Consider the following 12,173-nt stretch of genomic DNA (forward strand, 5'->3'; position numbering starts at 1 on the left):
TGGAGGTGATGGTTATACCGCGAATCGACAATGGCGGCCGGGCGATCACTGATCACTCCCGAGGGAGGAGGGTCAGAGGGAGACGGGTCTTTGGGATCAGGGTGTTTTTGAATTTCAAAGGCTCCCTCTCCCAGCCTCTCTCCCGCAAGTGGGAGGGAGGCTATTTTGGAGGGGGTTTAAGGGGGCAGCATGACGCCCGACGGGTTCCGTTATCACGGTGCGGGGTAGGGGAAACGGTTATGAATCGCTTCCAGGGCTTTCTCCAGTTCCTTGTCCCAAGGCAGGTCTACACTGTTGAGGTTCTCTTCCAGCTGCGCAAGATCGGTGGCGCCAATAATGTTGCTGGTGACAAACGGCCGGGTGGTAACGAACTGCAGCGCCAGCTGGGTCAGGCTGACGCCGCGCTCTTGTGCCAGGGTGTAATAGGCTTCCGTTGCCGCGGTCGCTTGCGGGTTGGTGTAGCGGGAGAAATGCTTGAACAGGGTCAGTCGCGCCTTTTCCGGCCACTGGTCGTTGCGGTATTTGCCGGTCAGCATGCCAAACGCCAGCGGCGAATAGGCCAGCAGGCCCACGTCTTCACGATGGCTCACTTCGGCAAGGCCGACTTCATAGCTGCGATTAAGCAGGGAATAAGGATTCTGGATGCTGACCGGGCGCGGCAGGCCGATTTTTTCCGCTTCGTGGATAAAGGTCATCAGTCCCCAGGGGGTCTCGTTGGACAGGCCCCAGTGACGAATCTTGCCTGCATCTATCAACGCCTTGAGGCCGGCAACCGTTTCACTAATGGCAATGCCCTCTTCGCCATCACGGTGCTTGTAGCCCAGCCGGCCAAAAAAGTTGGTAGTGCGTTCCGGCCAGTGCAATTGGTAGAGATCAATGACGTCGGTTTGCAGGCGCTTGAGGCTGCCCTCCACGGCTTCCTGCAGGCTGGCAGCGGTAAAGCGCGGGCCGCCACGGATATGTTTGACATAGTCGCCGGGCCCCGCGGCCTTGGTTGCAAGGATGACCTTGTTGCGCTGGCCAGTTTTGGCAAACCACTCGCCGATGATGGTTTCGGTGCGAAAAGACGTTTCCGGGCTGGCTGGGACGGCATACATTTCGGCGGTATCAAAAAAGTTGATCCCGTGGTCCAGCGCCATATCCATCTGGGCGTGGCCTTCTTCGGCCGTGTTCTGGCTGCCCCAGGTCATGGTGCCCAGGCAGAGGCTGCTAACGTTCAGATCGGTGCGACCCAGACGGCGGTATTCCATGGTTGGCTCCTGTTTTACTGCGGCGACAATATAAGGGATGATGGCGCCCAATCTGACCACGGGGTCCGACTGCCCACAAGGGCGAATCCGGACCTGCTGGTTGCTGAGTGCGTCAATGCCAACAAATCCCTCTCAATGGCTTGTGTTCTGTGGGGGGCTTGGGTAGAATTCGCGCTCTCTTGCCCGGCGGAACTGACGCCGGCGGGTGTTTGCTACCCGTAACATATTGATTTTAGGGCAGAATTCCATGAAGACCTACAGCGCAAAACCGGAAAGCGTAAAGCGCGACTGGTATGTGGTAGACGCCTCCGGCAAAACGCTGGGTCGGTTGGCGACCGAACTCGCAAACCGTCTGCGCGGTAAACACAAGCCGGAGTACACTCCACACGTCGATACCGGTGATTACATCGTCGTAATCAATGCCGATAAAGTGGCCGTTACCGGTAACAAGGCGAACGACAAAATGTATTACCGTCACACCGGTTACCCGGGTGGCCTGAAAGAAGCCAACTTTGCGACTCTGCAGGCCGAAAAGCCTGAGATGATCATTGAGAAGGCGGTTAAAGGTATGCTGCCGCGTAACCCGCTGGGTCGCGCCATGTACCGCAAACTGAAAGTCTATGCTGGCACTGAGCACCCTCATACTGCTCAACAGCCGCAGCAGCTGGAAATCTAAGGGGTTTTAGACGATGGCAACTGTAGAAACCAACTACGGCACCGGTCGCCGCAAGACCTCTTCCGCGCGCGTTTTCCTGCGCCCGGGTAGCGGCAACATCACCATCAATGGCCGTCCCCTGGATGTCTACTTTGGTCGTAAGACCAATCAGATGGTTGTTCGCCAGGCTCTCGAGCTGGTGGAAGCTACTGACAAGTTTGACGTGCTGGTTACCGTTAGCGGTGGTGGCAACAACGGTCAGGCTGGCGCCATCCGTCACGGCATTACCCGTGCGCTGATGGAATATGACGGTGAGCTGCGTGGTCAGCTGCGTCGTGCCGGTTACGTGACGCGTGATGCCCGTGAAGTGGAGCGTAAAAAGGTTGGTCTGCGTAAGGCGCGTCGTCGTCCGCAGTTCTCCAAGCGTTAATACTTCCGGTCAGCCGGTTCACAAAAAAGCCCAGCAACGCTGGGCTTTTTTGTGTCTAAATCAGTCATTTAGGTCTTTCCGGTCAGGAATAACCGGTTGTCAGGTGTGGGCTTTTTCTTTACCATTTCCGCCGCCTTACTCCGCCCGTAGCACGAGGATGGACCTCGGGTCGCGGACAAACCCCGAGCGTGGGATCTAAGGGGAGAATAACTCAATGAGCAACGACGGCGTAAATAGCAGCCGCCGCACGTTTTTGATCGGCCTGACCTCGGCAATTGGTGCTGCGGGTGCGGTCGGTGTGGCTGTTCCATTCGTAAAATCCTGGCAACCCAGTGCCAAAGCCAAGAATGCCGGTGCGCCGGTAAAGATTGACATCAGCAAACTGGAATCCGGGCAGCGTGTAGTCGAGGAATGGCGAGGGCAGCCCATTTGGGTGGTTCGTCGTACCCAGGACATGCTGGATACCCTGCCTCAGCTGGATGAAAAGCTGCGCGACCCTGCGTCCGAAGCGGATCAGCAGCCGGAATACGCCAAGAATGAGTGGCGCTCCATCAAAAAAGAGTATCTTGTGCTGGTAGGTACCTGTACTCACCTGGGGTGCTCCCCTCTGTTTGAAGAGCAGCCCACCGTAGAACTGGAGCACGGCGGTTTCTTCTGTCCTTGTCATGGTTCCAAGTTCGATCTGGCAGGGCGTGTGTACAAGAGTGTGCCTGCACCGACCAACCTGGTCGTGCCGCCGCATTCGTACCTGAGTGAAGGCGTCGTCATCGTCGGCTCTGAAGAAGGGGAGACCAAGGCATGATGGGAATGGTGAATCGCGTTGTCGATTGGGTAGATGCCCGTCTGCCCGTGGTTGACGCCTACAAGCGTCACATGTCCGAATATTATGCGCCGAAGAACTTCAACTTCTGGTACTACTTCGGTGTGCTTTCTCTGGTGGTGCTGATCAACCAGCTCCTCACCGGTATCTGGCTGACCATGTTCTTCTCTCCCAACGAAGGCTTCGCCTCCGTTGAATACATCATGCGTGATGTGGAGTGGGGCTGGCTGATCCGCTACATGCATGCGGTTGGTGCATCGGCATTCTTTGCTGTGGTCTATATCCACATGTTCCGTGGTCTGATGTATGGCTCCTACAAGCCGCCGCGGGAACTGGTGTGGATCTTCGGTATGCTGATCTATCTGGCACTCATGGCAGAAGGTTTCCTGGGTTATGTGTTGCCCTGGGGTAACATGTCCTACTGGGGTGCACAGGTAATCATCTCCCTGGCGGGTGCGATTCCATTTGATCTGCTGCCCTTTATCTCTGCGGCAGAGGCCAAGGAAATCGGCGAAGGACTGACTACCTGGGTTCGTGGCGACTACTTGTTGTCTACTGCGACCGTGAACAAGTTCTTTGCGTTGCACGTTGTGGCGATTCCGATCGTGCTGTTGGCACTGGTGGTATTGCACATCCTGGCGCTGCACGAAGTGGGTTCCAACAACCCTGACGGCGTTGAAATCAAGCAGAACAAAGATGAAAACGGTGTTCCGGTTGACGGTATCCCGTTCCATCCTTACTACACCGTGAAAGATCTGCCGGGTGTGATCGTCTTCCTGATGATCTTCTCTGTGGTGATCTTCTTCTTCCCCGACGGTGGTGGTTACCTGTTGGAGAAGCCGAACTTCGAGCCGGCCAACCCGCTGAAAACCCCTGACCACATTGCCCCGGTTTGGTATTACGGTCCGTACTACGCCATGCTGCGTGCCACAACCATCGACATCATCATGTCTTCCAAGGCATGGGGTCTGGTGGCCATGGGTGGTGCAATCGTGATCCTGTTCGTGATCCCGTGGCTGGATCGCCACCCGGTCAAGTCCATTCGTTATCGTGGTATCTGGAGCAAGATCTTCATGACGATCTTCGTTGTGGACTTCCTGGTCCTGGGCTTCCTGGGTACCCAGCCTGCGACCCCGACCAAGACCATGATTGCGCAGTTCGGCACAGTTTATTACTTCAGCTACTTCCTGCTGATCATGCCGTTCGTGCATAAATTCGAGAAATCCAAGCCGGTTCCGGAACGGGTAACGGGGGGACACTGATGAAGAAACTAGCGGTAATTCTTTTCAGCTGCCTGCCGTTGGTCGCGTTCGCGGCTGGCGGTGGCAAAAGTGAGCACGAAGTGCCGGCACCGGTAAACCTGCAGGACAAAGTCAGCCTGCAGAATGGTGCCAAGTTGTTCGTGAACTATTGCATGGGTTGTCATGGCCTTCAGTATCAGCGCTACAGCCGTCTGGCTGAGGACCTGGAAATCTCTGAAGAGCTGGTTATGGAGAATCTGAATTTCACCAGCGACAAGTTTGGTGATCAGATGCACACTGCCATGCCGGCGGGTGAGGCGAAGAAATGGTTTGGTACGGCTCCGCCGGACCTGACCATGGTGACTCGCTTCCGCTCTTCGGACTGGGTGTATTCCTACCTGATCAACTTCTATGAAGATGAGTCCCGTCCGTTCGGTTACAACAACCGTATCTTCGAAAACGTCGGCATGCCGCACGTAATGGCCGGGCTGGAGCAGGAGCTGGGTGAAGATGAGTTCAAGGAAGCCATGGGTGATATCACCAACTTCCTGACTTACACTGCCGAGCCGATTCGTCCCTTGCGTGAGCGTCTGGGTGTGTATGTGCTGGTATTCCTGGGGATTCTGTTTATCCCGGCTTACCTGCTCAAGAAGGAATACTGGAAAGACGTCCACTAAGCTTGCGGCTGGCCCGGTTTAACGCTGACGCCAGCACTCGCAGCTTCTGTGGTACAATGTCCAGCGATGAACAGGGTACCCGCGAAAGCGGTTACCCTGTTTCTGTTATAGATGATTAGTGGAGATGACTCGACAATGGGTGTGGTGACCAAGCGTTCTTCAATGACTTTCTTCTCTTCCCCGGAAGATCATTACAGCCACCGCGTACGTATTGTGCTGGCGGAAAAAGGGGTCACGGTGGACATTGTTGATGTGGACAGCAACAACAAGCCGGAAGATCTGGCGTCACTGAATCCGTACAACGAAGTGCCCACGTTGGTAGACCGTGAGCTGACCCTGTATCAGTCCACTGTCATCATGGAGTATCTGGACGAGCGTTTCCCGCACCCCCCGCTGCTGCCGGTCTACCCGGTAGCCCGTGCCCAGAGCCGCCTGCTGATTCACCGTATCGAGCGTGACTGGTGTGGGCATGTGGATGCTATCCTGGCCGGTGAAGAGAAAGAGGCCAGCCTGAACAAGCGCCGCAAAGAGCTGCGTGAGGCCATCCTGGCTTGCGCGCCGATCTTCAGCGAGTTGCCGTATTTCATGAGCGAAGAGTTCACTCTGGTGGACTGTGTGGTGGGCCCGATCCTGTGGCGGTTGCCGGCGCTGGGTATTGAGCTTCCTGCCAAGCAGGCCAAGCCGTTGCTGGATTACGCCGAGCGCCTGTTTGATCGTGATGCCTTCCAGGCCAGCCTGACCGACGCTGAACGCGAACTGCGCAATCCGCTCTGATGAGTGACATGACCTCCAATCGCCCGTATCTGATACGGGCGATTCACGAGTGGATCTGTGACAACGGTCTGACGACGCATCTGGCCGTTAATGCTGTTTTCCCCGGCGTGGAAGTGCCGCAGGACTTTGTTCAGGACGGTCAGATTGTTCTGAATATCGCTCCTCGTGCCGTGACACATTTCGTGGCAGACAACGACGAAATCGCTTTCTCGGCCCGCTTTGGCGGCGTGCCCATGTCAATTCGGGTGCCGATTAATGCCGTAGTTGCGGTGTTTGCCCGCGAGAACGGGCAGGGGATGGCATTTGATCCCGTTGACCCTCCAGAGCCACCCAGCACCCCGCCCGAGCCGGCCAAGAAGAAAGATGAGGCAAAGGCAAACAAGGTCAATCACCTCAAGGTGGTCAAATAAAAAAACCGGCGATAGCCGGTTTTTTTTATTGCTCGCTGGGCTGAGCGCGTTGTCTGGACCCTGGCGTCTTAGTCGATATACTCGATGATCTTGACGATTTTTTGTACGCCGTAGACTTTTTGCACCTGCGATACCACTGCCTCGGCTTCGTCGCGGGTCAGTAGTCCCATTAGATAAACCACGCCGTTTTCTGTCACCACCTTGGTGCGCCAACCTGGTGCGTCGCCATTCACGAAAAGGCGGCTTTTGACCTTGCTGGTGAGCCAGGTGTCATTGGTGCGTGCGAGGAAGGAATTGTTGCCGATTACCTGGAGCTCGTTGTGCACATGGCGAACATGGCGTACCTGGTCGGCGATATTGCCGGCCTGGGCTTTCAGGTCTTCGCTGGCGACCTGTCCTGCCAGCAGTACATTACCGTTGAAGCTGACCACAACAATGCGTGATTGATCCAGTTCCTCACTGGCTCGCGCCAGATTAACGGAAACCTTGCGTTCGATGTTGCCGTCTTCTACGAAGGCGCCAAAGGTGCGTGAGCCGTGATCCTGATCGGTAGGTTGATCGGACATGCCTTTGGACATGCTGGTACAGCCGGACAGTGCTATCAGCAGGAAAGCGCTGGTCAGCAGGGCGGGAATCAGATGGCGCATGAAGCTTACTGACCTCCGAACAATTGCTGGTCGATATGATCGCAAAGGGCATGGATGACAAGCAGATGCACTTCCTGAATGCGCGCGGTGGAGTTGGCGGGCACGCGAATCTCGATGTCGTCAGGGCTGTAGAGATTCACCATTTCACCGCCTTCTTTGCCGGTCATGGCCACCACTCGCATATCGCGATCGTGGGCCGCCTGAATTGCCTGCATCACATTGGCGGAATTTCCGCTGGTTGAGATGGCCAGCAGAATATCGCCGCCATTGCCCAGGGCACGCACCTGCTTGGAGAAAATCTCGTTGTAGCTGTAATCGTTGGCGATGGAGGTCAGCGTTGATGAGTCAGTGGTCAGGGCCACCGCAGGCAGTGCGGGCCGTTCCATTTCAAAGCGGTTTAGCAGCTCGGAGGAAAAATGCTGGGCATCACCGGCGGAACCGCCATTGCCACAAGTCAGAATCTTGCCGCCATTCAGCAGGCATTCCACCATGGCCTGCCCGGCAGCCTCAATAACCGCTGGCAGGACTTCGCCGGCCTTGGCTTTGGTTTCGATGCTTTCGGCAAACAATTGCCGGATACGGTCCACGCTCATAACCAACCTCGTAACAGTCTTGTCCGCTACAGCTTATTCGCTGTAGAAGGCATTTTGTATCCATTGATAACAGACAGAATCGTTATTGTCCGGTTCCATACCCAGAACATCAAAGCGGCAGGCGCGATGATGATGTGCGGGGTGGCTGCCCAGAAAGTGTCTGGCGGCCAGTATCAAGCGTTTCTGCTTGTGATGATCCACCGAGGCAAGGGCGCCGCCATGGGTGTGATGCTTGCGCCAGCGCACTTCCACGAATACCAGGTCGTCATTGTCCTGCATTATCAGGTCGATCTCACCCTGGCGGCAGCGATAATTACGTTGCACCAGCAACAGTCCTTGCTGTTGCAGCCACTGTGCTGCTGCATTTTCGGCCTGTTGGCCGCGACTGGCATTACCGCGAAGTCGTAGCACTGCCGGGTCTGCTGCTGAGGGTGGCCGGGGCGCTGACCTGGGGTAAGGCCCGGGCTTCGCCACGAGAAAAGATCGCCCAGTTCAGCTCTCTGACAATGCGCTGTTGTTGCATGCGCAAGCGCCCGGTGACGCCAGGCATCTCGCTGGAGGGCAGAGCATTCAGGAGGTAGAGGCGACCCTGTAGGCGATAGGCGTCGATACCCATGGCAAAAAGGCGTTCGTAGCGTCCATGGCCTTCTGGCCATTGCTCATCTGTGAGTTGATGCAAAGCGCTGTTTTCATCGCCGAGAAGCCAGGGGATTTCAACAAAACGAATACCGTTGAGGTCTTGGTCGCGACGGGGATTCGACATGCCGCTGTAAATCAGCGAGGTGGCATACACCGGCAGATCTTTCGCATAATGAAAATTGAGAGCTGGCTTGACCTGGCGGCCCTGATCCGGATTGGCAATCAGGAACAGGAAGTCCAGATCCTGGCGTCGGCGCGGGCGCTCATCCACTTTCAGATTGGTGAAACGGCTGACGGCCTTGCCTCGCTGTTCACTCTGTGCCACGAGTAACAGCTCTTCGACCGTGTCACCAATGGCGGGGCCTTCCTGATATTCAGACCAGGCGGTAACTGTGCCCCCCAGTGCCTGCCATTCATTGGCAAATGCCTGGGCAACACGCTGGCCCCAATCTCCCTTGGGGTAAAGGATTCCGGCCTGGGTATCACCTTGCTGGAAGCCTTGCAGGGCAATCTGCCGTGCTTCATCCTCCGGCGCCAACCCGAATTGGAAAAAGTTATCCGGGAGCGGCTGTTCTTCGTCCACGTAGTTCAGTGCCAGTGTGGTGACGGGCAATGTGCCCTGGCTTGCGATGGTGGCGGCTTTTTCCTTGGCTAAAGGACCGAGAATAAAATCGGCACCTTCGGCGATGGCTTGCTGATAGACAGCAAGAATGTCGTCGCCGGATGAATCGTAAAAGCGCAGGGTGGGTGTCAGGTTATCCTGCTTGTGCTGGTAATAGGCGGTCATGATGCCCTGTTTCAGCGTGGCTCCCACGGTTTCCAGTGGTCCGCTTGCGGGTAGCAGAATGGCAACCTGGCTGGGGCGTTGGCTGGCGGCTTTTTCAAGAGCTTCGAGCATGACTGGCACGTCGTTCACTGCCGGATGGGTGCGCCACTGTGCGCTCCACTGGTTAAGGCGAGTGACTTGCGCATCCAGGTCGGCAATGGGATCACGGTAAAGCTGCGCCAGCGTCAGCCAGCCAAGCAGGTCGCCGCTACTTTTATCGATGGCGCCGGCCAGGTCAGTGGCGGGTAGCTGCATCAGCAGCTGCCAGATCATGTTGTGGTTGTATTCCTGATCCTTGTCGCTCAATAGCGGGTGTGCGGCGACTCGCTGTTGAAGACTATCGAGAAGCTGGCCGCTCATGGCCAGGGCGTCGGCGCGAAGCAGATCCAGTTGAGCTTGCTGATCGGCGGGGTATTGAAGAATGTTGTCTTGTTCTTGGGTCAGTAGCGCCAGGGTTTCCCGGGGGTTTTGAAGGGCCAGGGTGGCCCGACCGTGAAGCAGTGTCAGCTGAAATCGTTGCTGTTGATTGAGTGCTTGCGGGTTTAATTCTGCCAGCAGTTGTTTGGCATCTTCTGCGCGCTCTTGTTGCAGGTATTCGCCTGCCCATGTCAGGGTGTTGGTAATGCGATTCTCAGCAGCCATCAGGCTCAACTGGGTGCGAGCCGCGGAAAGCGATTCCGGTGCCGGGGCTATGTCGGCGGCCGCTGGTTTTGCCGGCAGTTCGGCGGCGGGGCGTCGAGGCTCTACCGGAGAGGTATTACAGCCGGCGAGGGTTGCAGCAACAACCAATGCTACGAAAGGCTTTCTGATCATATTGAGAGTCGTATTACCAGAATGGAGCGGCTATTGTAGGCGCTTCGTACCGGGGTCACCAGCGACCCAGCTCCAGGAAGCGCGACAATTATGAACTCTGTCCTTTATGTGGTGAGTACACCCATCGGTCATCTTGACGATATTAGCCGCCGCGCCATTTCTGTGCTGGAAAGTGTGGATTGGGTAGCGGCAGAGGATACGCGGCATAGCCAGCGTTTGCTGGAACAGTTGGGTATCCGAAACCGCCTGATCAGCTGTCATGACCACAATGAGGGTCAGCGCAGTGCCGAGCTTGTTGAGCGAATGCAAAATGGTGAAAAAGGTGCGTTGATCAGTGATGCGGGAACGCCGCTGGTCAGTGATCCCGGCTACCGGCTGGTGCGTGCTTGCCAGGACGCGGGTATTGCAGTGGTGCCGGTGCCGGGGGCGTCTGCGCTGTTGGCAGCGTTGGCGGCGGCAGGGCAGCCGTCAGATCGCTTTGTGTTTGAAGGCTTTGTGCCTTCCAAGGGGGCTCCGCGGCAGCAGGCGATCGAGCGGTTGGCGGCCGCCACGGTGACCAGCATCATCTATGAGGCGCCCCACCGTGTATTGAGTTTTTTGCAAGCCCTGTCTGGCGTTGTGGAACCTGACCGTGAAATTACCCTGTGCCGCGAGCTCACCAAACAATTCGAGACGATTCGTCGAGGACCGGTTTGCGAACTTTGCGAATGGGTCAGCCAGGACAGCAACCAGCAACGCGGAGAGCTGGTGCTGGTGCTCTCTCCCGCAGCGGATACGGCGGGCTGGAGTGACAGGGACCAGGCGCTGGCCAAGCTGCTGCTTGCCGAACTCCCGGCCTCCCGCGCCGCCAAGATCCTCGCGGCCCACACGGGGCTCAAACGGCAGGCGGTGTATGCGCTGCTGCAATCAGTTGATAGTTGATAATTGACAGCTAAAACCTCCAAAAACAAAAACGACTTATGGGGTCGGGTCATGTTTTTTCTTCCCGCTGTCAACTCTCCTCTGTCAACTGTCAACTGCTTCATCTAAACTCGCTTGCGGATCGGTCAGACAGTCGCTGGCAGCGCCTTTCTAGGAAGGGGGTGCTGGAGGAAAGTCCGGGCTCCGAAGGGCAGGGTGCCAGGTAACGCCTGGGGGCCACACTGGTGACGGTGTGGCTACGGCTAGTGCCACAGAGAAGATACCGCCTGTTCCACCTTGGGTGATCAGGTAAGGGTGAAAAGGTGCGGTAAGAGCGCACCGCGCCGCTGGTAACAGTGGTGGCAGGGTAAACCCCACCCGGAGCAAGACCAAATAGGGATCCTATGGCGTGGCCCGCGCTGGATCCGGGTAGGTTGCTAGAGGCTGGTGGCGACGCCAGCCCCAGATGAATGACTGTCCACGACAGAACCCGGCTTATCGACCGATCCACCTTTTTTGAAGAGCCCGATACGTGAAAGCGTATCGGGCTCTTTGCTATGGACTCTCGCCTGTTTGACCTGGGTCAGGGCGCTTTGTTGGCGCCTTGCTATGGTGCCTCTCTTTGCGAAAAGACCGGAGGAGCGGCGCATGGCTCAGGTAGATATCCTGTTTAAAGAGGGGGAGCACGAGGTGCTGCGATTTGCCGATCTCGTGGTGGGGGAGGGGGTCCAGGCCAATCAGTTTTGTATTCGCCGCCACGAGCGTGCTGCGCTTATTGATCCCGGGGGGGATCTGACTTACACCCCGTTGAATATCGCCTTGAGCCGACTGATCAAGCTCGAGGGGTTGGAGTATATTCTCGCCTCCCATCAGGACCCGGATATTATCGCCTCGCTTCCCCGCTGGTTGATGCATACCCGGTGTCAGGTGGTGGTGAGCCGGCTGTGGTCGCGATTTTTGCCTCATCTGGCGTCCAGTTATGTCACCGGTCAAATGGGCGAAGCGCTGCAGTCGCGAATCCTCGGGATTGCAGACAGAGGCAAGGTGCTGCCGTTCGGCGACAGCGAGCTATGGGTGCTGCCCGCGCATTTTCTTCATTCAGTGGGTAATTTCAGCTTTTATGACCCGATCAGTCGAATTCTGTTTTCCGGCGATATCGGAGCCTCTCTGGGGGGAGAAGAAGGTGAGGTAACCGATTTTTCGGATCACATCCACAGTATGGCTGGCTTCCATCGTCGCTACATGGCAAGCAATCGTGCCTGCCGGCTGTGGGTTTCCATGGTGCGAAAGCTCGGGCCTGCCAAGATTGTGCCGCAGCATGGGGGCTATTTTGCGGGTGCGCAGGTTGGTCGATTTCTGGATTGGCTGGCAGAGCTGGATTGCGGAGTGGATCTGCTGGCGGAAGATGACTATCGCTTGCCGGCAGAGAGTGCTCTTGATTTGAGGGTGGTTTGAGTGGGCGAGAGTCCTGCCGGGCTCTACCTTGGCGGTCCTTTAG

14 protein-coding genes and 1 other RNA gene are annotated in these 12,173 nt (G+C 56.8%); 10 read left to right on the plus strand and 5 right to left on the minus strand.

The genetic code is table 11. The annotated features are described in order from the left end of the window. Positions 1-212: 212 nt before the first annotated feature. A complete protein-coding gene (locus Q672_RS23810) occupies positions 213-1,250 on the minus strand; it encodes an aldo/keto reductase (protein ID WP_022984965.1) in 1,038 nt (345 codons plus the stop codon). A gap of 247 nt (positions 1,251-1,497) precedes the next feature. On the opposite strand from Q672_RS23810, the gene rplM reads away from it, so the two are divergent. From rplM to Q672_RS23845, 7 genes are all read left to right on the plus strand, one after another. After that, positions 1,498-1,926: a 50S ribosomal protein L13 gene (rplM, locus tag Q672_RS23815; protein ID WP_022984966.1), complete on the plus strand. Its 429-nt coding sequence runs from the start codon at positions 1,498-1,500 to the stop codon at positions 1,924-1,926. 13 nt (positions 1,927-1,939) lie between these two features. Then, positions 1,940-2,335 carry a 30S ribosomal protein S9 gene (rpsI, locus tag Q672_RS23820; RefSeq protein WP_022984967.1) on the plus strand — a complete coding sequence of 132 codons (396 nt, stop codon included), beginning with the start codon at positions 1,940-1,942 and terminating at the stop codon, positions 2,333-2,335. Between the two features lie 214 nt (positions 2,336-2,549). Continuing rightward, positions 2,550-3,137 carry a ubiquinol-cytochrome c reductase iron-sulfur subunit gene (gene petA / locus Q672_RS23825; protein WP_022984968.1) on the plus strand — a complete coding sequence of 196 codons (588 nt, stop codon included), beginning with the start codon at positions 2,550-2,552 and terminating at the stop codon, positions 3,135-3,137. Then, complete coding sequence (locus tag Q672_RS23830) at positions 3,134-4,417, plus strand: cytochrome b (protein WP_022984969.1); 1,284 nt, start codon at positions 3,134-3,136, stop codon at positions 4,415-4,417. Before petA ends, Q672_RS23830 begins: the two co-directional genes overlap by 4 nt. Beyond that, on the plus strand, positions 4,417-5,073 hold the full coding sequence (locus tag Q672_RS23835; protein ID WP_022984970.1) for a cytochrome c1: 657 nt from the start codon (positions 4,417-4,419) through the stop codon (positions 5,071-5,073). Before Q672_RS23830 ends, Q672_RS23835 begins: the two co-directional genes overlap by 1 nt. 135 nt (positions 5,074-5,208) lie before the next feature. Continuing rightward, a complete protein-coding gene (gene sspA, locus Q672_RS23840) occupies positions 5,209-5,847 on the plus strand; it encodes a stringent starvation protein SspA (protein WP_022984971.1) in 639 nt (212 codons plus the stop codon). Beyond that, positions 5,847-6,257, plus strand: coding sequence for a ClpXP protease specificity-enhancing factor (locus tag Q672_RS23845; RefSeq protein ID WP_199699464.1), 411 nt, complete (start codon positions 5,847-5,849; stop codon positions 6,255-6,257). The genes sspA and Q672_RS23845 overlap by 1 nt, the downstream gene beginning before the upstream one ends. Positions 6,258-6,325: 68 nt before the next feature. On the opposite strand, the gene Q672_RS23850 is transcribed toward Q672_RS23845, so the two are convergent. Genes Q672_RS23850 through Q672_RS23865 form a run of 4 tightly spaced genes read right to left on the minus strand, consistent with a single transcriptional unit; the run spans position 6,326 to position 9,775 of the window. Continuing rightward, entirely contained in the window at positions 6,326-6,904 is a 579-nt protein-coding gene (locus Q672_RS23850) for a BON domain-containing protein (protein WP_022984973.1), read from the minus strand. 5 nt (positions 6,905-6,909) lie between these two features. Continuing rightward, positions 6,910-7,497, minus strand: coding sequence for a phosphoheptose isomerase (locus tag Q672_RS23855; protein ID WP_022984974.1), 588 nt, complete (start codon positions 7,495-7,497; stop codon positions 6,910-6,912). 33 nt (positions 7,498-7,530) lie between these two features. Next, entirely contained in the window at positions 7,531-7,908 is a 378-nt protein-coding gene (locus tag Q672_RS23860; RefSeq protein WP_022984975.1) for a YraN family protein, read from the minus strand. Further along, on the minus strand, positions 7,889-9,775 hold the full coding sequence (locus Q672_RS23865; protein WP_031226256.1) for a penicillin-binding protein activator: 1,887 nt from the start codon (positions 9,773-9,775) through the stop codon (positions 7,889-7,891). The genes Q672_RS23860 and Q672_RS23865 overlap by 20 nt, the downstream gene beginning before the upstream one ends. 90 nt (positions 9,776-9,865) lie before the next feature. Between Q672_RS23865 and rsmI the strand changes: the two genes are divergently transcribed. The 3 genes from rsmI (at position 9,866) to Q672_RS23875 (ending at position 12,130) form a co-directional block, all read left to right on the plus strand. After that, the gene (rsmI, locus tag Q672_RS23870; protein ID WP_022984977.1) at positions 9,866-10,696 is read left to right on the plus strand and encodes a 16S rRNA (cytidine(1402)-2'-O)-methyltransferase; all 831 of its coding nucleotides are present in this window, start codon (positions 9,866-9,868) and stop codon (positions 10,694-10,696) included. A 117-nt stretch (positions 10,697-10,813) separates the two neighbouring features. Further along, positions 10,814-11,189, plus strand: an RNA gene (gene rnpB / locus Q672_RS33795) — RNase P RNA component class A. A 134-nt stretch (positions 11,190-11,323) separates the two neighbouring features. Then, complete coding sequence (locus tag Q672_RS23875) at positions 11,324-12,130, plus strand: MBL fold metallo-hydrolase (RefSeq protein WP_022984978.1); 807 nt, start codon at positions 11,324-11,326, stop codon at positions 12,128-12,130. Positions 12,131-12,173 lie beyond the last annotated feature (43 nt).

Source organism: Alcanivorax sp. P2S70, assembly GCF_000475295.1.
GTDB lineage: Bacteria > Pseudomonadota > Gammaproteobacteria > Pseudomonadales > Alcanivoracaceae > Alcanivorax > Alcanivorax profundi.